Raw genomic sequence first — 21,933 nt, forward strand, 5'->3', positions numbered from 1 at the left:
TCAGGCCACCGGGTCCTGGAGCAGCCCCACCATGTTCCCGTCGGCGTCCTTCACGGAGGCGACCAGCCGGCCGTTGCCGACGTCCCGGGCGTCCTGCACCAGCTCCGCACCGGCCGCCAGCAGTGCCGCGAGCCGCTCCCGCAGATCGGTGACATGCCAGAACGGCGTCGGCCCGGTCAGTCCCTGGGCGTGCCCGTTCGGGTCCAGGCCGACGTCCTGTCCGGCGGCCTTGTACCCGATGTAGTACGGCTCGTCGGCGAACGGCTCGACGCCCAGCAGGGCGGTGAACAGGGCCTTGGCCCGCTCCGCGTCCTTCACGGGGTAGATGATCGTCTGGATGCCTGCGGTCATGGTCTTCTCGCTCCTCGTACCTGGCTGCCCGGCGCGGTCCGTCCGGTGCTTCCCACGCTAGGAGGACGAGGGGCGGCACGGCTTCTCGAAAACTGACCGGCTGCCGGACCGCCCGTCCCACGCCTCAGGTCGACTCGCGCCGCACCAGTTCCGTCGGCAGGATCACCGCCGCCGGGTCCTCGCCGCCTATCTGGGCGAGCAGCACGCGGACCATCTCGGTGCTGATCCGGTCCCAGGGCTGCCGGATCGTGGTGAGCGCCGGCGACACCGAGGTCGCCACCGGGGAGTCGTCGAAACCGCCGACAGCGATGTCATCCGGGACCCGCTTGCCGGCCCGTTGCAGCACCGTGAGAACGCCCTGGGCCATCAGGTCGGAGGCCACGAACACGGCGTCCAGGTCCGGGGCCTGCGCGAGCAGCCGCTCGGCGCCGGCCTCGCCGCTGGCCCGGCTGTAGTCCCCGGACACGATCAGCGACTCGTCGATCTCGACGCCCGCCTCGGTGAGGACCTCCTTGTACCCGGCGAGCCGCTCGACACCGCCGGGGGTGTCCAGCGGACCGGTGATCATGCCGATCCGGCGGCGCCCCACCTCCAGCAGATGCCGGACCATGTCCCGGGCGCCGTCCCGGTCGTCGGCGGCCACGTAACTCACCTTCGAGCCCAGGCCGATGGGCTTGCCGCAGGCGACCAGCGGCACGCCCGCCGCCCGCAGCTCCTCGGCGACCGGATCGCCGGAGTGGCTGGACACCAGCAGCACTCCGTCGACGTGCCCGGCGGTGATGTACCGCGTGATGCGGCGCCGTTCGTCCTTGGTGCCCGCCAGCATCAGCAGCAGCGGGATGTCGTGCCCGGCCAGCGCCTTGGTGCAACCGCTCAGCAGCACGTTGAAGTTGGGGTCCTCGAAGAACCTCTCCTGGGGCTCGGTCAGCAGGAAGCCGACCGAGTCCGAACGTCCGGTGATCAGCGAACGGGCGTGCCGGTTCACCACGTACCCGGTACGGCTGATGGCGTCGTTCACGGCCTGCTCGGCGGCGGGGCTGACGTAGTGCCCGCCGTTGAGCACACGCGAGACCGTCCCTCGTGAGACGCCGGCCTCGCGCGCCACGTCGTGAATCGTCGGCGGTTTGCGCCGGCCCCCCGCATTACTGCCCATGGTCATGACTTTACGGCCCCGGACAGCAGGTCAAGGCTCCAGAAGCGCTGAATGACCAGGAACAGCGCGATCAGTGGCAGCACGGCCAGGAACGCCCCGGTGATCACCAGGGTGTACAGCGCCGGGGTGTTGGCGCCCTGTTCGAGGAGCGTGTACAGACCGAGCGTGAGGGGGAACTTCTCGTCGTCGCTGAGCATGATGTACGGCAGCAGGAAGTTGTTCCAGACGGCCACGAACTGGAAGAGGAACACCGTCACCATGCCGGGGATCATCATCGGCAGCGCGATCCGGGTGAAGATCCGCCACTCGCCGGCCCCGTCCATCCGCCCGGCCTCGACCACGTCCGTGGGCACGGCCGCGGCCGCGTAGATACGGGAGAGGTAGACGCCGTACGGGGAGAGGATCTGCGGCAGCAGCACGGACCAGTAGGAGTCCGTGAGGTCGGCCTTGGCCAGCAGCAGGTACTGCGGGATGGCGAGGATGACCGGGGGCATCAGCACGCCGGCCAGCAGCACGTTGAAGATCGACTCGCGGCCCGGGAAGCGGTAGGTGGCGAGGGCGTAGCCGCTGAAGGCGGACACGCAGGTCGACAGCAGGGCGCCCAGACCGGCGTACAGGGCGGAATTGCCCATCCAGTTCCAGTAGATGCCCTCACGGTAGGCGTCGAGGTCCTTGAGGTTGTCCAGGAAGCCGGTGCCGGGCAGGAAGGTGAAGGTGGAGAACAGCTCACTGCCGGACTTGGTGGAGGCGATCACCACCCAGGCCACCGGGAGGAGCGTGTAGACCGCGCCGAGGAGGAGCGTCAGCGTGGGGATCAGGGCGATCCGGCGGCGCAGCGGCGGTCCCTGGGCGGTACCGGGAGTCGTACCCGCGGCCGGGGCGGCCTTGCGGACGGCGACAGAACTCACTGCGCTGCCTCCTGCTTGTTGCGGCGGTTCGCGGCCCGCAGGAACCCGAAGGACAGCACCAGCGTGGCGAGGGCGATGAGGGTCGCCTCGGCCGCCGCCGAGTAGATGTCGCCCTTGGTGAAGGCGTCGACGTACACCTTCATCAGCGGACTCCAGGTCGTGTTGACCGAGTTGGTGAGGGGCTTGAGGGTGGTCGGCTCGTTGAAGACCTGGAGCGTCGCGATGATCGAGAAGAAGAAGGTCAGCACCAGCGAGGGCGCCACCATCGGGATCTTGATCCGCAGGGCGGTCTGCAGCGGGGTGGCGCCGTCCAGCTTCGCCGCCTCGTGGACCTCGGCCGGGATGGACCTGAGCGAGGTGTAGATGACGATCATGTTGAAGCCGGTGCCGCCCCAGACCGCGATGTTGGAGAGGGCCAGGTAGAGCGGCCCGCCGTCCAGCAGGTTCGGCTGCGGCAGGTGCAGCTTGTCGAGCACGTAGTAGAAGGGGCTGACGTCCGGCAGGTACAGGAAGCCCCACAGCAGCGCGGCCACCACGCCGGGGATGGCGTACGGCAGGAAGATCGCGAGCCGGGTGAAGGGGGCCAGCCGGACCCGCTCGGTGTCGAGCATCAGCGCGAACAGCAGGGCGAGGGCCAGCATCACCGGGACGACGATGCAGCCGTAGCCGACGACGCGCAGCGCGCCGGCCCAGAACTCGTTGTCGCTGAGGGCGTCCCGGTAGTTCTCCAGTCCGGCCCAGACCTCGCTGCGGGCGCCCGCGCCCAGGCCGAGCCCGGAGACGTGCACCTTGCGGAAGCTGAGCCAGACCGCGTACCCGATGGGCAGCGCGAAGAACAGGGCGAAGAGGGCGGTGGCGGGGAGCAGGAAGAAGTAGGGGGCGCTGCGCGCTCGTTCGCGGGTGGTGGTGGGCGACGGGTGGCCGTACGGGGCCCCCTTGACCCCGTACGACCTCCGGCTGGTGGGGCTGGTCACTGAGAGACCTCGAAGCCCTGCTTCTTCATGTCGGCGACCGTGGCGTCCTGCATGGTGTTCAGGGCGGCCCCGAAGTCCGACTTGTTCTTGGCGGCGGCGCCGAACGCGTCGTTGAACGACGTGTAGGCGACGTTCACGTTCGGGCCCCACGCGGAGGGCGCCGTGGTCTTCGCGATCTTGGCGGCCTCGGTGTAGAAGTCGGCCTGGTTCGAGAAGTACTCCGGCGGGTTGGCGAAGGCGCCGCTGAGCTGGGCCGAGGTGGACGCCGGGTAGATGCCGCTCTCCTTGGCCAGCGCGTTGAGCGCGTCGCCGTCGGTGTTCAGCCAGGCGGCGAACTTGGCGGCGGCCTCCTGGTGCTTGGAGTCGGTGGTGACGGCGGTGGAGGAGCCGCCCCAGCTGCCGGTGACGTCCTCGGACGTGGACCACTGGGGGAGCGGGGCCATCGCCCACTTGCCCTTGGTGTCCGGCGCCGCCGTGGTCAGCGTGCCCGGCGCCCACACCGCGCTCACCCAGGCGATCTGCTTGCCGGTGTTCAGCGCCTTGTTCCAGGCCGGGGTGTACATCGGCTGGTTGTCGATGGCGCCCTCCTTGACCAGGCCGCCCCAGAACTTGGCGACCTTCTGGGTGGCCGCGTCGTTGATGGCGACCTTCCACTTGTCGCCGGAGGTGGTCCACCACTTGGCGCCGGCCTGCTGGGCGAGGCCCGCGAAGAGACCGGAGTCGTTGGCGGAGAAGGTGGTCAGGTCGGTGTCCGGCGCCTTCTTCTTCAGCGCGCGGGCGGTCTTCGCGAACTCGTCCCAGGTGGTGGGGACCGTCAGGCCGTACTTCTTGAAGAGGTCCGCGCGGTAGTAGAACATCATCGGGCCGATGTCCTGCGGCACCGCGTACACCGCGTCCGTGCCCAGCGTGACCTGCTGCCAGACCCCGTCGGCGAACTTGGACCTGGCCTCGCCGACGCTCTTGGATATGTCGGCGACCGCGTCGTTGCTGACCAGCGTCGGCAGCGCCTGGTACTCGGCCTGCACCAGGTCGGGGCCGTTCTTCGCCTTGTGCGCGGTGAGGATCTTGGTGACCAGCGTGTCGCCGGACGCCTGCTTCTTCACCGTGACGGTGATCTGATCCTTCTTGCCCTCGCCCTTGTTCCACAGGTCCACGACCTTGTCCATACCGGGCGCCCAGGCCCAGTACGTCAGCGAGACCGGACCGGAGTCGGCCTTGCTGTCGTCGTCGGACGAGCCGCAGGCGGCGAGGGCGGTGGCGCCGAGCGAGACGGCGACGGCGGTTGTCACGAGGCGGCGGCGCTTCGTGTGCGGCATGGATCTCTCCCCTGACCTGGGTCCCCACCCGACGCGGGGACCTTGCCATGCAGATGTGTGAGCGTTCTCAGACCCGGATCATCGCCCGTCGCGAGTCCGTGTCATGCTCTGTGAGCGTTCACAGTAGAGAAACATCCCGGACACTTGTCAATGGTTGTTGCTGTGCGGTTATGTTGGGCTCACGCCACGATCGATGTGTGTGCACGTTCCCAAATGATCGATTAAACGGGAGAGATCCATGTCGGACACCACCCCCAGGGGCCTCACCAGGCTCGCCTTCGGTGGGGACTACAACCCCGAGCAGTGGCCGGAAAGTGTCTGGCAGGAGGATGTCCGGCTGATGCGCGAGGCCGGGGTCACGATGGTGAGCGTCGGGATCTTCTCCTGGGCCCTGCTGGAGCCGGCGCCGGGGGAGTACGACTTCGGCTGGCTGGACCGGGTCATCGGCCTGCTGCACGAGAACGGCATCCGCGTCGACCTCGGTACGCCCACCGTGGTGCCGCCCGCCTGGTTCTACCGGGCCCACCCCGAGGCCCTGCCGGTGACCGCGGAGGGCGTGCGGTACGAGTTCGGCTCACGCGGCGCCATCTGTCACTCCAACGCCGACTACCGCGCGGCCGCCGCGAACATCACCACCCGCCTCGCCGAGCGCTACGGCGACCACCCCGCGCTCGCCCTGTGGCATGTCCACAACGAGTACGGCGTCCCCGTCTCGGCCTGCTACTGCGACTCCTGCGCCGCCCACTTCCGCCGCTGGCTGACCGACGCCTACGGCACGGTCGACGCCGTCAACGAGGCCTGGGGCACGGCCTTCTGGGGCCAGCACTACACCGACCTGGCGCAGATCAACCCGCCGCGCGCCACCCCGACCGTCGGCAACCCGGGCCAGGCCCTCGACTACAAGCGGTTCGTCGACGCCACCATCCGGGAGAACTTCCGCGCGGAGCGGGACATCCTGCACCGCCTCTCGCCCGGCGTCCCGGTGACCACCAACTTCATGACCGCCCTCAGCCAGTGCGACTCCATGGACTACTGGGCCTGGGGCCGCGAGGTCGACCTGGTCACCAACGACCACTACCTGATCACCGACGGCCGCCGCACCCACGTCAACCTCGCGATGGCCGCCGACCTCACCCGCTCGGTCGCCGCCGGCGCTCCCTGGCTGCTGCTCGAACACTCCACCTCGGGCGTCAACTGGCAGCCGCGCAATCCGGCCAAGGCGCCCGGGCAGATGGCCCGCAACTCCCTGGCCCATGTGGCCCGCGGCTCCGACGGCGCGATGTTCTTCCAGTGGCGGCAGTCCCGGCGCGGCGCCGAGAAGTTCCACTCGGCGATGCTCCCGCACGGCGGCACCGGGACCCGGGTGTGGCGCGAGGTCGTCGAACTCGGCGCCTCCTTCGACTCGTTGGCCCAGGTCAAGGGTGCCCGCACGCAGGCCGACGCGGCCGTCCTGTGGGACTGGGAGTCCTGGTGGGCGCAGAATCTCCAGTGGCGCCCCAGCGAGGACCACGACCCGCGCGAGCGTGCCGACGCCTTCTACGAGGCCCTCTACGACCGCCACCTCACGGTCGACTTCGCGCACCCGGAAAGCGACTTGTCGGCCTATCCCCTTGTCGTCGTACCGGCCCTCTACCTGATGACGGAGGCCGCCGGGAACAACCTCAAGGAGTACGTCGAGAACGGCGGCACCCTGGTCGTCTCCTACTTCTCCGGCATCGTCGACGAGCACGACGCCGTGCACGAGGGCGCCTACCCGGGTCCGCTGCGCGACGTCCTCGGCCTCACCGTCGAGGAGTTCTCACCCCTCCTCCAGGACCAGCGGGTACGGCTGACCGGCCCCGACGGCTTGGAGCCGACCGGCGACGTGTGGACCGAGTTCGTCGCCCCGCGCGGAGCCGAGACCGTCTGGACCTACGCCGACGGCCTCACCGCCGGCCACCCGGCGGTCACCCGGCACCGGTCGGGGGAGGGCACCGCCTGGTACGTGTCGACCCGCCTGGACGCGCACGGCCTGGACGCGCTGCTCGGCCGGGCCGCCGAGGACGCCCGGATCGCACCCCGCGCCGACCTGCCCCGCGATGTCGAAGTGGTCCGCCGAACCGGCGAGTCCGGCACCTTCCTCTTCGCCATCAACCACACCGCCACCGACGCCAAGGTGCCCCTGGAGACGCACGGCACCGAACTGCTGACGGGCGAACGCGCCGCCGGCCGCCTCGCGGTCCCCGCGGGCGCCGTCCGGGTCGTACGGCTCGACGGCTGAGCCCCGGCCGCGGACCGGTTCGCCGCACCCGGTCCGCCGAGACTCCCCTCCGCCCGCGAGTGCCACGAGAGCCGTGGGCGGAGGGGCCTCCTCCGGCCCCGCCGGAGGACACCCCTCCCCAGTCATGTCGAAGGGACGACGGACGATGATGTTCCATCCCAGACGCACCATCAGAGCCCTGCTGCTGCCGCTGCTGGCCGGGCTCGCCCTCACCGCCCTTCCCGCGCAGACCGCCCAGGCCGCGAGCACCCTCACCAACGGCGGCTTCGAGTCGGACGGTGCCGGTGCGGCCGCGCCCACCGGCTGGTCGGAGTACGGCGACACGGGCGCTTCGTACACCGAGTCCGGTGGCCACAGCGGCAGTTACCGCCTGAGCCACTACTCGGCCGCCGCCTACAAGGTGGAGACGTACCAGTACCTCTCCGGCCTGACCAACGGCACCTACACGCTCACCGCCTGGGTCCGCTCCAGCGGCGGGCAGAACTCCGCCTACATATCCCTGAAGAACTGCGGCAGTTCGGAGCAGCGGACCGATCTGCCGGTCTCCACCAGCAGCTGGGTGCGGATCGTCACCTCGATCGCGGTCACCGGCAACCAGTGCACGATCAGCATCAACTCCGATGCCAACGCGGGCAACTGGATCAACGTCGACGACCTGACCTTCGCCGCCGGCTCGACAGGCCTGGCCATCAAGGGCGCCGACATCTCGTCACTCGCCAAGAGCGAGGCCAAGGGCGGCGTCTACAAGACCAGCTCCGGCACCACCGGGGACGCGGTCACCATCCTCAGGAGCGCCGGCATGAACTACGCGCGCCTGAAGGTCTGGGTCAACCCGGCCGACGGCTACAACGACAAGGCGCACGTCCTGGCCATGGCCAAGCGCGTCAAGGCGGCCGGCATGAAGCTGCTGGTCGACTTCCACTACTCGGACAGCTGGGCCGACCCGGGCCAGCAGACCAAGCCCGCCGCCTGGTCCGGCCACTCCTACAGCCAGCTCAAGACCGACGTCTACAACCACACGTACGACGTCCTCAACGCGCTGAAGGCGCAGGGCACCACCGCCGACATGGTCCAGATCGGCAACGAGATCAACGGCGGCATGCTCTGGTCCGAGGGCTCCACCGACAACTGGTCCCAGCTCGCCGGCCTCATCAACTCCGGCTACAGCGCGGCCAAGGCGGTCTCCTCCGGCACCCTGGTCGCCCTGCACCTGGCGAACGCGGGCGACGACGCCACGGTCCGCTGGTGGTTCGACAACGCCAAGACCTACGGCATCAACTACGACGTGATCGGGCTGTCGTACTACGGCTACTGGCACGGCTCGCTCGCCGCCGCCCAGACCACCCTGGACGACGTGGCCTCCCGCTACTCCAAGCCGGTCTACATCGCCGAGACCGCCTACCCGTTCACCCTCGCCCAGGACGACTCGCTGGAGAACCAGATCGACACCAGCGGTGAACTGGTCACCGGCTACCCGGCCACCGCGGCCGGCCAGCTGGCCTGGATGAACGCCGTCGCGAACATCGTCGAGGCCGTTCCGAACGGCCGTGGCCTCGGTGTCTTCTACTGGGAGGCGACCTGGACCGCCGTCACCGGCAACGGCTGGGATCCGACCGACGCCACCTCCGGCAACGGGTGGGAGAACCAGGCCCTGTTCGGCTACGACGACAAGGCGCTCTCCTCCATGGCGTGGTTCAGCCACCGCTGAACCACCACTGACGGGGGCCCGGCCACAAGGGGACGGCCGGGCCCCTCAGCCCTGTCCCGGGCGGGCCGCGAAGACAAGGCCCCCGTCGGTCGACTTCGTACCGCCGTGCGGTCTCGGACAAGGCTCGCCGACTCCCTGACGTGGGGGCTTCGGCTGCGGAACAGTGGGAAAACCAACTACGAGGAGGCAGGGGACGGACGGAGGCCGGTCGGATGCTGAGGAACTCCCAGAGCGTGAGCCGCCTGGACATTCTGGACTGGCTCAAGGACCCGGCGACCCACTTCCCACCCCGGCGGCACGGGGACCTCACCGAGAACGGCGTCACCGTCCGTGCCGTCGCCGCCAAACTCGGCGTCTCCCGCAAGGTCGCCGGCGCCCATCTGGGCGTGCTGACCCGGCTCGGCCTGCTGCGCACCCGGCGCGTCCGGCACCGCACCTACTACCGGCGCGACGAGGTCCGGATCGCCGAGGTGGCCCGGATGTTCGAGAAGGGCTGGTGAGACCGGCCACGCCTGTCAGTATGGGGTTCATGGACCGACCCGCGCGCCTCGTCCCGCTCCACTACGTCGCCATCGGCGGCCGCGGCCCGGAGGACGTGGTGACGGATCCGGACGGCGGGGTCCTGACCGGCGTCGCGGACGGCCGCATCCTGCGCCTGGACGGGCTCGGCGACCCGGACACCGTCCGGGTCCGGGAGCTGGCCCGGACCGGCGGCCGACCGCTGGGCCTCGAGCTCCTTGCGGACGGCGATCTGCTGGTGTGCGACGCGGAGCGCGGCCTGCTGCGTGTCGGCCTCGCCGACGGTGCCGTCCATGTCCTCGCCGACTCGGTCGAGGGGGAGCCGCTGCGGTTCGCGAGCAACGTGGTGGCCCTGCCCGACGGCACCGTGTACTTCACCGCCTCCAGCCGCCGCTTCCCGCTGGACCGGTGGATCGGCGACATCGTGGAGCACAGCGGCACCGGCCGGCTGCTGCGCCTCGCGCCCGGCGCCCGCAACGCCGAAGTGGTCTGCGACGGGCTCCAGTTCGCCAACGGGCTGGCCGTGAGCGGCGACGGCACCTTTCTGATCGTCGCCGAGACCGGCGCGTACCGTCTGACCCGCTACTGGCTCACCGGCCCGCGGGCCGGCCGCGCCGAGTTCTTCGCCGAGCTGCCCGGCATGCCCGACAACATGTGGCGCGACGGCGAGCTGACCTGGGTCGCCCTGGCCGGCCCGCGCAACCCGCCGCTCGACCTCCTCCACCGCACCCCGGCCGCCGTCCGCCGGGCCGCCGCGCGCGCCGCCGTCCACGCCCCCTACCGCCCCGCCGGCACCATCGCCGTGACGGCCCTCGACGACCAGGGCAGGGTCGTCCACCACCTCGCCCGGCAGCACTCCGGCTTCCGGATGGCCACCAGCGTCTGCGTGACCGGCCGCCACCTGGTCCTCGGCAGCGTCTGGGAGCCCGGTGTCGCGGTCTGTACGGCCCCCACCGCGAAGTGACCGCCGGGTAGACCCGGCGGTACCCTGGTGCACCCGTCGGGGCGGTGCCGAACAGGAGACCCACGACCCATGACAGCCCCGGAAGCCGAGAGCCTCCGTGTCCAGCCGAGCCCCCAGCGGCGGTCCGAGTGGCGTGCCCAGGCGCCGGTCGTCGCGGTGGTCGCCGCCGGCGGCGCGATCGGAGCGGTGGCCCGCTACGCGCTGGCCCTGGCGCTGCCCACGGCGGCGGGCGGATTCCCCTGGGCGACCTTCTGGACGAACGTCGTCGGCTGCGCGGTGATCGGCACCTTCCTGGTCCTGATCACCGAAGGCCTGCCCGCGCACCGCCTCGTCCGGCCCTTCTTCGGCACCGGCGTCCTCGGCGGCTTCACCACCTTCTCCACCTACGCCGTCGACATCCAGAAGCTGGTCGACCACGGCCGTCCCGCCACGGGCCTGGCCTACCTCGCCGCGACCCTGTGCGCGGCTCTCGCGGCGGTGTGGTGCGCGGCGACCGCGACCCGCCGTGTCCTCACCCGGAGGCAGCGATGACGAGACTGACCGGCCGCGCCCTGCGCCTGACGGTCTGCATCGGCGAGGACGGCATCCGGCACCACAAGCTCCCTGTACACGGAGATCGTGCACCGCGCCCACACGGCCGGTCTCGCGACCGAGGGCCTCGTCACCCTGGACGACTGCGAGGTCATCAGGTACGTCGGACGGGCCGCGAACTCCGGCAAAACGGATGCGAAGGGTAAGAAGTCGTTGTGAACTGGCTGTTGGTCGTCGCCGGAGCCGTCGTCGGTGCTCCGCTGCGCTACCTCACCGACCGCGCCGTCCAGGCCGGGCACGACTCCGTCTTCCCCTGTGGCACCCTCGTGGTGAACGTCGTCGGCTGCCTGATCCTCGGGCTGCTGACCGGAGCGGCCTCGGCGGGCGCGGCGAGCCCTCACCTCCAGCTGCTGCTGGGCACCGGGCTGTGCGGGGCGCTCACGACCTACTCGACCTTCTCCTACGAGACCCTGCGGCTGACCGAGACCGGCGCCGGGCTCTACGCTGCGGCCAACGTCGTCGCCACTGTGGTGGCGGGGCTCGGAGCGGCCTTCGCCGGAGTGGCGATCGCCCAGGCGGTGTGGGCCTAGGACTTGCCTCGCACCCGCCCGTTGTAAGACTGTCTACAGCACTGTCGACCAAACTCTGCAGAACTGGATCCCATGAGCGCCATCTCCGTCGGTCAGGCCGCCATCCTCGGGGTTGTCGAGGGGGTGACCGAGTTCCTCCCGGTGTCCTCCACCGGCCACCTCAAGATCACCGAGGGGCTCATGAACATCCCCGTCGACGACAAGTCCGTCGTCGGGTTCTCAGCCGTCATCCAGGTCGGCGCCATCGCCGCCGTGCTGGTCTACTTCTTCAAGGACATCCGGCGGATCGTCTCCGCCTGGGGCCGCGGGCTGGTCAACAAGGAGGAGCGCTACCACCACGACTACAAGTTCGCCTGGTGGGTGATCGCCGCGACCATCCCGATCGTCCTGGTGGGCCTCGCCGCCAAGCCGCTGATCGACGGCCCACTCGCCTCGCTCTGGGTGGTCGCGGGCTCGCTGATCGTCGGCTCCGGGGTGATGTGGGCGGCGGACCAGATGGGCCGCCACAAGCGCGGTGAGGACGACACCTCCTTCAAGGACGCGATGCTGGTCGGCAGCTCGCAGATCCTCGCCCTGCTCTTCCCCGGCTTCTCCCGCTCCGGCGCCACCATGTCGACCGCGCTCATCCTCGACCTGGACCGGGTCGCCGCCACCCGCCTCTCCTTCTTCCTCGGCATCCCGGCCCTGACCGGCGCCGGCCTCTACGAACTCAAGGACGCCCTGGGCGCGGGCGTCGGCGCCGCCCCGCTGGTCGTCGGCACGGTCGTCTCCTTCGTGGTCGCCTACGGCTCCATCGCCTGGCTGCTGAAGTTCGTCGCCAAGCACTCCTTCAACGCGTTCGTGATCTACCGGATCGTCATCGGCCTGGCCCTCTTCGGGCTGCTCGCGACGAACTCGATCAGCGCCTGACCCGTTCCTCGCGCCGCCACGGGGTGTGACGCCTGTCCATTCAGGTGTCGCACCCCGTGAATTTTTTCTTTCCGCACGCCTTGACAGTCCCGGCCCGCAACCCGGAACATCTCACCCGTGAACCTGTCAGACAGCCCGACAGCCGGACAGCCCCTACGGCGTGTGAGCGCCATGGAGGCGGTACTGGCGCATCTGCGCGGTGCCATCGAGCGCGGCGAGTACGCCATGGGCGACAAGCTCCCCTCCGAGGCGGAGCTGTGCCGTTCCCTGGAGGTCAGCAGGCCCGTCCTGCGCGAGGCCCTGCGGGCCCTGCAGACGATGGGCCTGACCGTCTCCAAGACCGGCAAGGGCACCTTCGTCGTCGCCAGCGCCGTCGAGGACCCCACCTTCGGTGACTACGCCGCCAGCGACCTGCTCGAAGTCCGCCGGCACATCGAGATCCCGGTCGCGGGGTACGCGGCGCTGCGCCGCACCCCGGAGAACCTGGACCACCTGGCCCATCTGCTCGACCGCATGGAGCGGGAGACGGACACCACCGCGTGGGTCGCGATGGACACCCTCTTCCACCTCGCCGTGGCCGAGGCCGCCCAGAACCCGGTCTTCCGCCGGGTCATCGAGGAGATCCGGGACGCACTGGCGCGTCAGTCGGCCTTCCTCAACGAGCTGGGCGGCCGCCGCGAGCAGTCCAACCGGGAGCACCGGGCCATCGTCGAAGCGCTGATCGACGGTTCCGAACCCGACGCCGTGGACGCCATGAGCCACCACCTGGACCGCGTCGAGACGACCCTCACCCGCATCGTGCGCCCCGCGCGCACGGACGAGCACACGGAAGGCGGAACCGAGGCGTGAGCGAACCGCACCTCAAAGACGAGACGCGCCCCTCCCGTCACGTCGACGCCGGAGACCACGGCTACAGCAAGTCGCTGAAGCACCGGCACGTCAACATGATCGCCATCGGCGGCGCCATAGGCACCGGCCTCTTCCTCGGCGCCGGCGGCCGCCTCGCCGACGCCGGCCCCTCCCTCTTCGTCGCGTACGCGGTCTGCGGAGTCTTCGCCTTCCTCGTCGTACGCGCCCTCGGCGAACTCGTCCTGTACCGCCCGTCCTCCGGCGCGTTCGTCTCGTACGCCCGGGAGTTCCTCGGCGAGAAGGGCGCGTACACCGCGGGCTGGATGTACTTCCTGAACTGGGCGACCACCGGCATCGCCGACATCACCGCGGTGGCCACCTACACGCACTACTGGGGGATGTTCTCCGACATCCCGCAATGGTTGATCGCATTGATCGCCCTTGCCGTCGTGTTGACCGTCAATCTGATCTCGGTCAAGATCTTCGGCGAGCTGGAGTTCTGGTTCGCGATCGTCAAGGTCAGCGCGCTGGTGATCTTCATGTGCATCGGCATCTTCCTGCTGGTCACCCAGCACCCCGTGGACGGCGCCGCCCCCGGCCCCTCCCTGATCACCGACAACGGCGGTGTCTTCCCCAACGGCCTGCTGCCGATGCTGCTGATCATCCAGGGCGTCGTCTTCGCCTACGCGTCGGTGGAACTGGTCGGCGTCGCGGCGGGCGAGACCGAGAGCCCCGAGAAGATCATGCCCAAGGCGATCAACTCGATCATGTGGCGGGTCGGCCTGTTCTACGTCGGCTCGGTCGTCCTGCTGTCGATGCTGCTGCCCTGGAACAAGTACACGGCGGGGGAGAGCCCCTTCGTCACCGTCCTCTCGCACGTAGGGATCCCGGCGGCCGGCGGTGTGATGAACCTCGTCGTCCTCACCGCGGCCATGTCCTCCCTCAACTCCGGCCTCTACTCCACCGGCCGCATCCTGCGCTCCATGGCCGTGAACGGCTCCGCCCCCAACTTCACCGCGAAGATGAGCCGCAGCCAGGTGCCGTACGGCGGAATCCTGCTGACCAGCGGGATCTGTGTGCTCGGCGTGGGCCTCAACTTCGTCGTCCCCGCCGACGCGTTCGAGATCGTCCTCAACTTCGCGGCGATCGGCATCCTCGCCACCTGGGGCATGATCATGCTCTGTCACCTGCTCTTCTGGCAGAAGACCCGGAAGGGCGAACTGACCCGCCCCGGCTACCGACTGCCGGGCTCCCCCTGGACCGAGATCGTGACGCTGGCGTTCCTCGCCACCGTCCTGGTCCTCATGTACGCCGACGGCGGCGCGGGACGCACCACCGTGCTGTGCCTGCCGCTGATCGTCGCAGCGCTGGTCGCCGGCTGGTACGCCATCCGCGGCCGACTCGCGCGCCCGTCCGCCGGAACCGACGCGTGAACCGCGTACCGGTCCGTCCCGACTCACCCGAGACCAGGCAGTGATGTACAGCAGTTCCCCCGCGGCCGCACCCGTCGTCCGTGAACCCCTGCACGCCCCCGTCGCCCACCTCATACGCGGCGGGGTCGTCGAGGGCATCCACTACGGATCCGTCGTCGTCCTGGGCGCCGACGGCGAGGTCCAGTTCCAGCTCGGCGACATCGAGGCCGCGTTCTACCCGCGCTCGGCCGTCAAGCCCCTCCAGGCCGTGGCCATGCTGCGGGCCGGGCTGCCGCTCGACGGCGAGCTGCTCTCGCTGGCCGCCGCCAGCCACTCCGGCGAGGAACGCCACCTCGCCGGCACCCGGCGGATCCTCGACCTCGCCGGCCTCACCGAGGACGACCTGCGCAACGTCCCCGACCTGCCCTACGGGCCCGCCGTGCGCGACACCTGGATCCGCGAGGGCCGGAAGCCGTCACGGCTCGCCCAGAACTGCTCCGGCAAGCACGCAGCGATGCTGTGGACCGCGAAGCTGAACGACTGGTCGCTCGACGACTACCTGGAGCCGGAGCACCCGCTCCAGCAGGCGATCGCCGAGATCGTCGAGGACCTGACCGGGCAGCGCGTCGCGCGGACCACCGTGGACGGGTGCGGAGCGCCGCTGTTCTCCGTCTCCCTGCACGGGCTGGCCCGAGCGATGTCGCGGATCGTGACCGCCCCGCCGGGGACGCCGGAGGCGCGGGTCGCCGACGCGATGCGGGAGCACGCCGAGATGGCGTCCGGTGCGGGCCGGGACGTGGCCGCGCTGATGCGGGCCGTGCCGGGGCTGCTGGCCAAGGACGGCTTCGAGGGCGTCGAGGTCGCGGCGCTGCCGGACGGACGGGCCGTGGCCGTGAAGATCGCGGACGGGGCGAACCGGGCGCGGGTTCCGGTGGCGGCCGCTGCGCTGGCGAGGGCCGGGGTTGACCCGGAGCTGCTGAGCGAGTTCGCCGGTGAGGCGCTGCTCGGCGGCGGCCGGGAGGTCGGGCGTGTACGGCCCGTTCGCTCGCTGGAGCCGGTCGACGTTCCCGTGTGCGCCTGGTGATTCGGGTGGCCATGCCGGTGGGCGGCCGCGGGTCGTCCCTGGCCGGTCGCGCCCACGCGGCGGAGCCGCAATTGTCACAGCCCCGCGCCCCCATCGGGGCGCATCCGTCCCCGTTCACTGAAGAATCACTCCCTCCGAAAGAGGAACTCCCACCCTCATGACCACCGCCCTCGTCACCCGTAGCGAGCACGATCTGCTCGGTGACCGTGATGTGCCCGTCGACGCCTACTGGGGTGTGCACACCCTGCGGGCCACCGAGAACTTCCCCATCACCGGGATGCCGATCTCCGCCTATCCGCATCTGATCGACGCGCTCGCCGCCGTCAAGGAGGCCGCTGCCCTCGCCAACGAGGAGCTGGGGCTGCTGGCTCCCGCGAAGGCCGCCGCGATCGTGGCCGCCTGCCGGGAGATACGGGCCGGCAAGCTGCACGACCAGTTCGTCGTCGACGTCATCCAGGGCGGTGCCGGGACGTCGACCAACATGAACGCCAACGAGGTCGTCGCCAACCGGGCGCTGGAGCTGATGGGGCACCGGAAGGGGGAGTACCGGTACCTGCATCCCAACGAGGACGTCAACCTCGGTCAGTCGACCAACGACGTCTACCCGACGGCCGTCAAGGTCGCGACCGTCTTCGCGGTGCGTGGGCTGCTCCGGGCGATGGCCGTGCTCCAGGACTCCTTCGGGCGCAAGGCCGTCGAGTTCCGTGACGTGCTGAAGATGGGCCGTACGCAGTTGCAGGACGCGGTTCCCATGACACTCGGGCAGGAGTTCTCCACCTTCGCCGTCATGCTCGACGAGGACCGCAGCCGGCTCGCCGAGGCCGTCGAGCTGATCCACGAGATCAACCTCGGAGCCACGGCGATCGGCACCGGCCTCAACGCGCCCGCCGGATACGCCGAGTCGGCCCGCCGGCACCTCGCCGAGATCACCGGACTGCCCCTGGTCACCGCCGCCAACCTGGTGGAGGCCACCCAGGACTGCGGTGCGTTCGTCCAGATGTCCGGCGTGCTGAAGCGGATCGCGGTCAAGCTCTCCAAGAGCTGCAACGACCTGAGGCTGCTGTCCTCCGGGCCGCGTGCCGGACTCGGCGAGATCAATCTGCCGCCCGTGCAGGCCGGTTCGTCGATCATGCCGGGCAAGGTCAACCCGGTGATCCCCGAGGTCGTCAACCAGGTGGCCTTCGAGGTCATCGGCAACGACGTCGCCATCACCATGGCGGCCGAGGCCGGGCAGCTCCAGCTGAACGCGTTCGAGCCGATCATCCTGCACTCCCTGTCGGAGGGCATCACGCATCTGCGGAACGCCTGCCTGACGCTGGCCGAGCGCTGCGTCGACGGCATCACCGCCAACACCGAGGTGCTGCGGGCGACGGTCGAGAACTCCATCGGCCTGGTCACCGCCCTCAACCCGTACATCGGGTACACGGCGGCCACCGACATCGCCAAGGAGGCCCTCGTCACCGGCCGGGGCGTGGCCGAACTCGTCCTGGAGAAGGGCCTGTTGCCCGCCGAGCGGCTCGCCGACCTGCTGCGCCCCGAGGTCGTCGCCGGCAGCGGCTCGCCCCTCGCCTGACCTGCGAGTACGCACCAGGACCGGCCCGGAGGCACAATGGTGATCATGACAATGACGTCGTCCCCAGCCTTTCTGCCGGTCCTGGAGCGGATCGCGGAGGAGATCGAGCGGACGCCCGGTCGCGGGCGGCCCGCCGACTACATCCCGGCGCTCGCCGCCTGCGATCCCCGCCGCTTCGGCATGGCCGTGGCCGAGCTGGACGGCACGGTCTACGGCGTCGGCGACTGGCGGCAGCCGTTCTCCACGCAGTCCATCACCAAGGTCTTCACCCTCGCCCTCGACCTGGCCCGCGAGGGCGACGAACTGTGGGAGCACGTCGGCCGGGAGCCTTCCGGCAACCCCTTCAACTCCCTGGTCCAGCTGGAGTACGAGCAGGGCATCCCGCGCAACCCGTTCATCAACGCGGGTGCCCTCGTCGTCACCGACCGGCTCCAGACCCGTACCGGAGACGCCGCCGGTGAGCTGCTGGCCTTCCTGCGCGCCGAGAGCGGCAACGCCTCGCTGGAGTTCGACATGGAGGTGGCCGCCTCCGAGTCCCAACATGGCGACCGCAACGCCGCGCTGGCCCATTTCATGGCGTCCTACGGCAACATCGACAACGAGATCCCGGTCCTCCTCGACCAGTACTTCCGCCAGTGTTCCGTCGCGGCCTCCTGCGCGGACCTCGCCCTGGCGGCCACCTTCCTGGCCCGCCACGGCATCCGGGCCGACGGCACCCGCCTGCTGACCAGAAGCCAGGCGAAACAGGTCAACGCGGTGATGCTGACGTGCGGGACCTACGACGCGGCAGGCGACTTCGCGTACCGGGTGGGCCTGCCCGGCAAGAGCGGGGTGGGCGGTGGCATCGTCGCCGTGGTACCGGGGCGTTGCGCGCTCTGCGTGTGGAGCCCGGGGCTGGACGAGCGGGGCAACTCGGTGGCGGGAGTGGCGGCGCTGGACCGATTCACGACACTCACCGGTCTGTCCGTGTTCTAGTTCCGGTGCTTCACCAGGACCTGGGTATGTCCGCCGGCCGCACCCGGACATTCCGGCAGGACAACCCGTTCGCGGCCGTGAGCTGAGCAACCCGGTCGCTACTGCGGGGGGTTTCCGTGTTTGCGGAGCGGCAGGTCGGCGTGCTTGGTGTGCAGCATCGCGAGGGCGGAGGCCAGTACCTCGCGGGTCTCGGCCGGGTCGATGACGTCGTCGACCAGGCCGCGCTCGGCCGCGTAGTAGGGGTGCATGAGTTCGGCCTTGTACTCCTTGACCATGCGGGCGCGCATCGCCTCGGGGTCGTCCGCCTCCGCGATCTGCCGACGGAAGATCACGTTGGCCGCACCCTCGGCGCCCATGACCGCGATCTCGTTCGTCGGCCAGGCGTACGTCACGGTGCCGTGGACGGTGCTCCCGTCGTGGACGAGGAGCAGTTCGGCCCGGTGCTGCCGGTGGTGCCGTACACGGACGTCGATGACGCCGTGGACCGGGCGAACGGGACGAAGTACGGGCTGTCGGGTTGGGTGTGGGGTGCCGACCCGGACCGCGCCGCGGCCGTGGCGGCCGGCTGGAGTGCGGCACGGCCTGGGTCAACACCCACTTCGCCCTCGGGCCGCACCAGCCTTTCGGCGGCCACAAAGGGACCGAGAACGGTCTGTGGGGCCATCACTCCTTCACCGAGCTCCAGGTGCTGCACCGCGCGCGGTCCTGACCTGCTGTGCGGACCGGTCAGCCGCCCGGTACGGCGTCCGCGCGGCCGGACTGCATCCCGTCGGTGAGCAGCGTCAGGATGCGCTGGGCGCGTTCGCGGTCGGAGTACTGCGCGGCCCAGCCGATGGCGGCGGCGGCGGTGAAGAGGTCCTCGGCGTCCACGTCCGGCCGCACCTCTCCCGCGGCCTGGGCGCGTTCCAGCAGCCGGGAGGCCGATTCGTGCATCGCCGCGCAGGAGCCGTGCAGTTCGGAACGGACGTCGTGCAGGGCGGCCAGCACGGAACCGGGCAGCCCGTGAAAGGTGCCGGAGCCGGCGGCGAACCGCTGGAGCCACGCGGTCAGCGCCTCGCCCGGGGACGGCGCGGTGAGGGACTCGTCGGCCGCGTCGGCGAGCGCGTTGAGCCGGTCGCTGAGCACCGCCTGGACGAGGGCCTCGCGGGTGGGGAAGTGCCGGTAGAGAGTGGCGATACCCACCCCCGCGCGGCGTGCGACATCCCGCAGGGACGCCTCCAGCCCCTCTTCGGCGAGGACGGTGCGGGCCACCGCGAGGAGGTTGTCGCGGTTACGGCGGGCATCGACGCGCATGCCGCCCTCGGCCGGGGTCCGTGGCGTGCGGCCGTCCGACGCCGCGGCTCCCGCCGGGCCGCGGGACGAGCCCGCACCGTCGGCCGGACCCGAGGCCGCGCCTTGCTTGTCACTCATGGCACCTCGCTCGGTTGAGAATCGGAGCAGTGCTCCGTATATTCATTAGGAGCACCGCTCCGTTTTATCGGAGCAGTGCTCCTCATCCTACATAACCTCCAGGTCGACACTCATAGGGAGACCGACCCATGGCAGCGGAGAGCACCACCAGCCCGCCGGACACCGGACGGGAGCCCTTCTCGCCCGGGCTCCGCAAAGTGATTGCGGTGACCACCCTCGGCGCGTTCATGACCTTCCTCGACTCCACGATCGTCAACGTGGCGCTCCAGACCCTGACGATCAAGATGGACGCCTCGCTGTCGACCATCCAGTGGCTGGTCACCGCCTATCTGCTGGCGATGGCCGCGGTCATCCCCATCAGCGGCTGGCTCGGCATGCGGCTCGGCGCCAAGCGGGTCTTCATCGGGGCGATCACCCTGTTCACCCTGGCCTCCCTGGCCTGCGGACTCGCCACCTCGATCGACCAGCTGATCGTCTTCCGCACCATCCAGGGCATCGGCGGCATCGCCGTCCCGGTGAGCCAGGCGATCCTGGTCCGCGCCGCCGGCCCCCGGCTGATGGCCCGCGTGATGAGCGTCAGCGGTATCCCCGTCATCATGGCGCCGGTGATCGGCCCGACGGTCGGCGGACTGCTGCTCCAGCACGTCGGCTGGCGGTCGATCTTCCTGGTCAACATCCCGATCGGGATCATCACGGTGCTGCTCGCCCTGTGGCTGCTGCCCGCCGACACGGCCGCGCAGCCGGGCCGGCTCGACGTGCCGGGTCTCGTGACCATCGTCGGGTCCAGCATCGCACTCACCTACGGGCTCGCCGAGATCGGCAACTCCGGTGACGCCGGTTCGCCGAAGGTGGTGGTCGCGCTCGTCGCGGGCGTCGCGCTCCTGGTGGCCTTCGTCGTCCTCTCCCTGCGCAGCGCCAAACCCCTGCTGGACATCAGGCTGTTCAAGGGCCGGCTCTACACCGCGGCCTCCCTCACCAACTTCTTCATGGGCGCGCTGAGTCTGGGTGCCGTCATCCTCATGCCGCTGTACTTCCAGGTCGTCCGCGGCGAGGACGCGGTCAACACCGGTCTGCTGCTGATCCCGCAGGGCGTGGGCGTCGCCATCGCCATGTGGCGGGTGGCCCGCTTCGTGGACAGGTTCGGCAGCGGCCCGGTCGCCCTGGTCGGCGGTCTCATCAGCATCGCCTCGACCGTGCCCTTCGTGGTGATCGGCGCGCACACCTCGTACTGGTGGATCGGAGTGGCCATGGTGGTGCGCGGATTCGGTATCGGCACCTGCGCGGTACCGGCGGTCACCGCGGCCTACCGAGCCGTGTCGATGATGAAGATCCCGGACGCCACGGTCCAGCTCAACATGGGCCAGCGGATCGGCGGTTCGCTCGGCGCGGCGATCCTCGCGGTCGTCCTCCAGAAGCAGTTGCAGGACGCCCACTCGTCGGGCGACCAGGCGAGCGGCTTCGGTGTGGCCTTCGGCTGGGTACTGGCCATCGGTGTGGCGGCGACCCTGCCGGCGCTCCTCCTCGCCGTGACCGAGCGGAACGCGGCCGCGGCCGCCGCGGCACCCCCGGCGGCACCCGCCGGATCCCTCAACGAGGCCGGCAAGGCCTGACCCCGTTCCCTGGGCTGGGCGTGCGGGACGGGGCGTCGAATCCCCCGGGCGGATCCGTCCGTGACGTCCTCGGCGGGCCGTGAACCGGAAGCACAGACTCCCGGCTCACGGCCCGCCTCACCCGTTCCGGTTCCCCCTGTCCCGCCCGCCGGGCGCACGGCGCACCAGGCGGCCCGACGCCGCCGGCGGCTCAGGCCGGAAACATCAGCAGCAGCTCATGTCGAAAGGAGAGTCCTCATGTCCCTGACGAGGATGTTCGCCGTCGACTCCGCGCCGCCGGAGCCCGCCGTCGCGCCCGAGCGGTTCAAGGCCGTCTTCCGGGGCCATCCCGCGGGCGTGGCCGTCATCACGCTGCCCGGCAGGCCGCGTCCCGCGGGTTTCACCGCGACCTCGCTGGTGTCGCTGTCACTCAGCCCGCCGCTGGTCTCCTTCGCCATCGCGGCCGCCGCGTCCAGCTGGCCCTTCGTGCGGGACGGGAGCACGGCCGTGGCCCACCTCCTCACAGCCGGCCAGGAGGACGTCGCCCGCCGCTTCGTCACCAGCGGCATCGACCGTTTCGCGGCGCCGACCCGCTACCGTCTGCTGCCCGGAGGCGAGCCCGTGCTGGCGGGGGTGGACACCTGGCTGCTGCTTTCCCTGGAGAGCCTCATACCGGCGGGCGACCATCGGCTGGCCATAGCCAGAGTGCGGCACGCGGCGATCGGCGACGACCATCGTCCCCTGCTGTACCACGACGGCACCTATCGCACCCTGGGGGCGTGAACCGCCCACGGTGGCGCGCTCGACACCCGCCCACCCGCCCCCGACCACGATCCACCACCCACAGGTAACAACCAG

General features: G+C 70.3%; 20 protein-coding genes and 3 pseudogenes. 16 read left to right on the forward strand and 7 right to left on the reverse strand.

Annotation, left to right across the window (positions count from 1 at the left end):
• The 5 genes from ABZ642_RS35275 to ABZ642_RS35295 form a co-directional block, all read right to left on the reverse strand.
• Complete coding sequence (locus ABZ642_RS35275; protein WP_351736329.1) at window positions 1–351, reverse strand: VOC family protein; 351 nt, start codon at window positions 349–351, stop codon at window positions 1–3.
• 124 nt (window positions 352–475) lie between these two features.
• On the reverse strand, window positions 476–1,510 hold the full coding sequence (locus tag ABZ642_RS35280) for a LacI family DNA-binding transcriptional regulator (RefSeq protein WP_360491831.1): 1,035 nt from the start codon (window positions 1,508–1,510) through the stop codon (window positions 476–478).
• Window positions 1,507–2,412 (reverse strand): carbohydrate ABC transporter permease, encoded by a 906-nt coding sequence (locus tag ABZ642_RS35285; RefSeq protein ID WP_360491834.1) that lies wholly within the window; start codon window positions 2,410–2,412, stop codon window positions 1,507–1,509. Before ABZ642_RS35285 ends, ABZ642_RS35280 begins: the two co-directional genes overlap by 4 nt.
• Window positions 2,409–3,278 (reverse strand): sugar ABC transporter permease, encoded by an 870-nt coding sequence (locus ABZ642_RS35290; protein ID WP_360492071.1) that lies wholly within the window; start codon window positions 3,276–3,278, stop codon window positions 2,409–2,411. Before ABZ642_RS35290 ends, ABZ642_RS35285 begins: the two co-directional genes overlap by 4 nt.
• A gap of 104 nt (window positions 3,279–3,382) precedes the next feature.
• A complete protein-coding gene (locus ABZ642_RS35295) occupies window positions 3,383–4,702 on the reverse strand; it encodes an extracellular solute-binding protein (protein WP_360491837.1) in 1,320 nt (439 codons plus the stop codon).
• Between the two features lie 238 nt (window positions 4,703–4,940).
• Between ABZ642_RS35295 and ABZ642_RS35300 the strand changes: the two genes are divergently transcribed.
• From ABZ642_RS35300 to ABZ642_RS35360, 13 genes and pseudogenes are all read left to right on the forward strand, one after another.
• Window positions 4,941–6,962: a beta-galactosidase gene (locus tag ABZ642_RS35300; protein WP_360491840.1), complete on the forward strand. Its 2,022-nt coding sequence runs from the start codon at window positions 4,941–4,943 to the stop codon at window positions 6,960–6,962.
• Between the two features lie 148 nt (window positions 6,963–7,110).
• Window positions 7,111–8,670 carry a glycosyl hydrolase 53 family protein gene (locus ABZ642_RS35305; RefSeq protein WP_360492074.1) on the forward strand — a complete coding sequence of 520 codons (1,560 nt, stop codon included), beginning with the start codon at window positions 7,111–7,113 and terminating at the stop codon, window positions 8,668–8,670.
• A gap of 212 nt (window positions 8,671–8,882) precedes the next feature.
• Window positions 8,883–9,170 carry a helix-turn-helix domain-containing protein gene (locus tag ABZ642_RS35310; RefSeq protein ID WP_360491843.1) on the forward strand — a complete coding sequence of 96 codons (288 nt, stop codon included), beginning with the start codon at window positions 8,883–8,885 and terminating at the stop codon, window positions 9,168–9,170.
• A 29-nt stretch (window positions 9,171–9,199) separates the two neighbouring features.
• Entirely contained in the window at window positions 9,200–10,153 is a 954-nt protein-coding gene (locus ABZ642_RS35315; RefSeq protein ID WP_360491845.1) for an SMP-30/gluconolactonase/LRE family protein, read from the forward strand.
• 69 nt (window positions 10,154–10,222) lie between these two features.
• The gene (gene crcB, locus ABZ642_RS35320) at window positions 10,223–10,684 is read left to right on the forward strand and encodes a fluoride efflux transporter CrcB (protein ID WP_360491848.1); all 462 of its coding nucleotides are present in this window, start codon (window positions 10,223–10,225) and stop codon (window positions 10,682–10,684) included.
• Window positions 10,681–10,903, forward strand: a pseudogene (locus ABZ642_RS35325) (hypothetical protein). Before crcB (ABZ642_RS35320) ends, ABZ642_RS35325 begins: the two are co-directional and overlap by 4 nt.
• Window positions 10,900–11,274, forward strand: coding sequence for a fluoride efflux transporter CrcB (gene crcB, locus ABZ642_RS35330; RefSeq protein WP_360491851.1), 375 nt, complete (start codon window positions 10,900–10,902; stop codon window positions 11,272–11,274). Before ABZ642_RS35325 ends, crcB (ABZ642_RS35330) begins: the two are co-directional and overlap by 4 nt.
• Window positions 11,275–11,346: 72 nt before the next feature.
• Window positions 11,347–12,183 carry an undecaprenyl-diphosphate phosphatase gene (locus ABZ642_RS35335; RefSeq protein ID WP_360491854.1) on the forward strand — a complete coding sequence of 279 codons (837 nt, stop codon included), beginning with the start codon at window positions 11,347–11,349 and terminating at the stop codon, window positions 12,181–12,183.
• Between the two features lie 171 nt (window positions 12,184–12,354).
• Entirely contained in the window at window positions 12,355–13,032 is a 678-nt protein-coding gene (locus ABZ642_RS35340) for a FadR/GntR family transcriptional regulator (RefSeq protein WP_360492077.1), read from the forward strand.
• Window positions 13,029–14,465: an amino acid permease gene (locus ABZ642_RS35345; RefSeq protein ID WP_360491857.1), complete on the forward strand. Its 1,437-nt coding sequence runs from the start codon at window positions 13,029–13,031 to the stop codon at window positions 14,463–14,465. Before ABZ642_RS35340 ends, ABZ642_RS35345 begins: the two co-directional genes overlap by 4 nt.
• Before the next feature lie 43 nt (window positions 14,466–14,508).
• Window positions 14,509–15,528 (forward strand): asparaginase, encoded by a 1,020-nt coding sequence (locus ABZ642_RS35350; RefSeq protein WP_360491860.1) that lies wholly within the window; start codon window positions 14,509–14,511, stop codon window positions 15,526–15,528.
• Between the two features lie 157 nt (window positions 15,529–15,685).
• The gene (gene aspA / locus ABZ642_RS35355) at window positions 15,686–17,101 is read left to right on the forward strand and encodes an aspartate ammonia-lyase (protein ID WP_360491864.1); all 1,416 of its coding nucleotides are present in this window, start codon (window positions 15,686–15,688) and stop codon (window positions 17,099–17,101) included.
• A 36-nt stretch (window positions 17,102–17,137) separates the two neighbouring features.
• Window positions 17,138–18,076, forward strand: a complete 939-nt coding sequence (locus ABZ642_RS35360; protein WP_360491867.1) for a glutaminase — start codon at window positions 17,138–17,140, stop codon at window positions 18,074–18,076.
• Window positions 18,077–18,174: 98 nt separating this feature from the next.
• Here ABZ642_RS35360 and ABZ642_RS35365 read toward each other — a convergent pair.
• Window positions 18,175–18,468, reverse strand: a pseudogene (locus ABZ642_RS35365) (carboxyl transferase domain-containing protein); the annotation flags it as partial.
• Between the two features lie 15 nt (window positions 18,469–18,483).
• Between ABZ642_RS35365 and ABZ642_RS35370 the strand changes: the two are divergent.
• Window positions 18,484–18,785, forward strand: a pseudogene (locus ABZ642_RS35370) (aldehyde dehydrogenase family protein); the annotation flags it as partial.
• A gap of 17 nt (window positions 18,786–18,802) precedes the next feature.
• Here the strand turns inward: ABZ642_RS35370 and ABZ642_RS35375 are convergent.
• Window positions 18,803–19,486, reverse strand: a complete 684-nt coding sequence (locus ABZ642_RS35375) for a TetR family transcriptional regulator (protein ID WP_360491870.1) — start codon at window positions 19,484–19,486, stop codon at window positions 18,803–18,805.
• A 128-nt stretch (window positions 19,487–19,614) separates the two neighbouring features.
• On the opposite strand from ABZ642_RS35375, the gene ABZ642_RS35380 reads away from it, so the two are divergent.
• Both ABZ642_RS35380 and ABZ642_RS35385 read left to right on the forward strand, forming a co-directional pair.
• Window positions 19,615–21,096, forward strand: coding sequence for an MDR family MFS transporter (locus tag ABZ642_RS35380; RefSeq protein WP_360491873.1), 1,482 nt, complete (start codon window positions 19,615–19,617; stop codon window positions 21,094–21,096).
• A gap of 237 nt (window positions 21,097–21,333) precedes the next feature.
• The gene (locus tag ABZ642_RS35385; protein ID WP_360491876.1) at window positions 21,334–21,858 is read left to right on the forward strand and encodes a flavin reductase family protein; all 525 of its coding nucleotides are present in this window, start codon (window positions 21,334–21,336) and stop codon (window positions 21,856–21,858) included.
• Window positions 21,859–21,933: the final 75 nt, after the last annotated feature.

The sequence above is a fragment of the Streptomyces sp. NPDC007157 genome (assembly GCF_040634235.1).
In the GTDB taxonomy this organism is placed as follows: Bacteria; Actinomycetota; Actinomycetes; order Streptomycetales; family Streptomycetaceae; genus Streptomyces.

What these genes read in the sequence shown, in the direction of transcription:
- ABZ642_RS35275 (WP_351736329.1), bottom strand. Translation starts at nt 351, where the DNA reads ATGACCGCAGGCATCCAGACGATCATCTACCCCGTGAAGGACGCGGAG.
- ABZ642_RS35280 (WP_360491831.1), bottom strand. Translation starts at nt 1,510, where the DNA reads ATGACCATGGGCAGTAATGCGGGGGGCCGGCGCAAACCGCCGACGATT.
- ABZ642_RS35295 (WP_360491837.1), bottom strand. Translation starts at nt 4,702, where the DNA reads ATGCCGCACACGAAGCGCCGCCGCCTCGTGACAACCGCCGTCGCCGTC.
- ABZ642_RS35300 (WP_360491840.1), top strand. Translation starts at nt 4,941, where the DNA reads ATGTCGGACACCACCCCCAGGGGCCTCACCAGGCTCGCCTTCGGTGGG.
- ABZ642_RS35305 (WP_360492074.1), top strand. Translation starts at nt 7,111, where the DNA reads ATGTTCCATCCCAGACGCACCATCAGAGCCCTGCTGCTGCCGCTGCTG.
- ABZ642_RS35310 (WP_360491843.1), top strand. Translation starts at nt 8,883, where the DNA reads ATGCTGAGGAACTCCCAGAGCGTGAGCCGCCTGGACATTCTGGACTGG.
- ABZ642_RS35315 (WP_360491845.1), top strand. Translation starts at nt 9,200, where the DNA reads ATGGACCGACCCGCGCGCCTCGTCCCGCTCCACTACGTCGCCATCGGC.
- crcB (WP_360491848.1), top strand. Translation starts at nt 10,223, where the DNA reads ATGACAGCCCCGGAAGCCGAGAGCCTCCGTGTCCAGCCGAGCCCCCAG.
- ABZ642_RS35335 (WP_360491854.1), top strand. Translation starts at nt 11,347, where the DNA reads ATGAGCGCCATCTCCGTCGGTCAGGCCGCCATCCTCGGGGTTGTCGAG.
- ABZ642_RS35340 (WP_360492077.1), top strand. Translation starts at nt 12,355, where the DNA reads ATGGAGGCGGTACTGGCGCATCTGCGCGGTGCCATCGAGCGCGGCGAG.
- ABZ642_RS35350 (WP_360491860.1), top strand. Translation starts at nt 14,509, where the DNA reads ATGTACAGCAGTTCCCCCGCGGCCGCACCCGTCGTCCGTGAACCCCTG.
- aspA (WP_360491864.1), top strand. Translation starts at nt 15,686, where the DNA reads ATGACCACCGCCCTCGTCACCCGTAGCGAGCACGATCTGCTCGGTGAC.
- ABZ642_RS35360 (WP_360491867.1), top strand. Translation starts at nt 17,138, where the DNA reads ATGGTGATCATGACAATGACGTCGTCCCCAGCCTTTCTGCCGGTCCTG.
- ABZ642_RS35375 (WP_360491870.1), bottom strand. Translation starts at nt 19,486, where the DNA reads ATGAGTGACAAGCAAGGCGCGGCCTCGGGTCCGGCCGACGGTGCGGGC.
- ABZ642_RS35380 (WP_360491873.1), top strand. Translation starts at nt 19,615, where the DNA reads ATGGCAGCGGAGAGCACCACCAGCCCGCCGGACACCGGACGGGAGCCC.
- ABZ642_RS35385 (WP_360491876.1), top strand. Translation starts at nt 21,334, where the DNA reads ATGTCCCTGACGAGGATGTTCGCCGTCGACTCCGCGCCGCCGGAGCCC.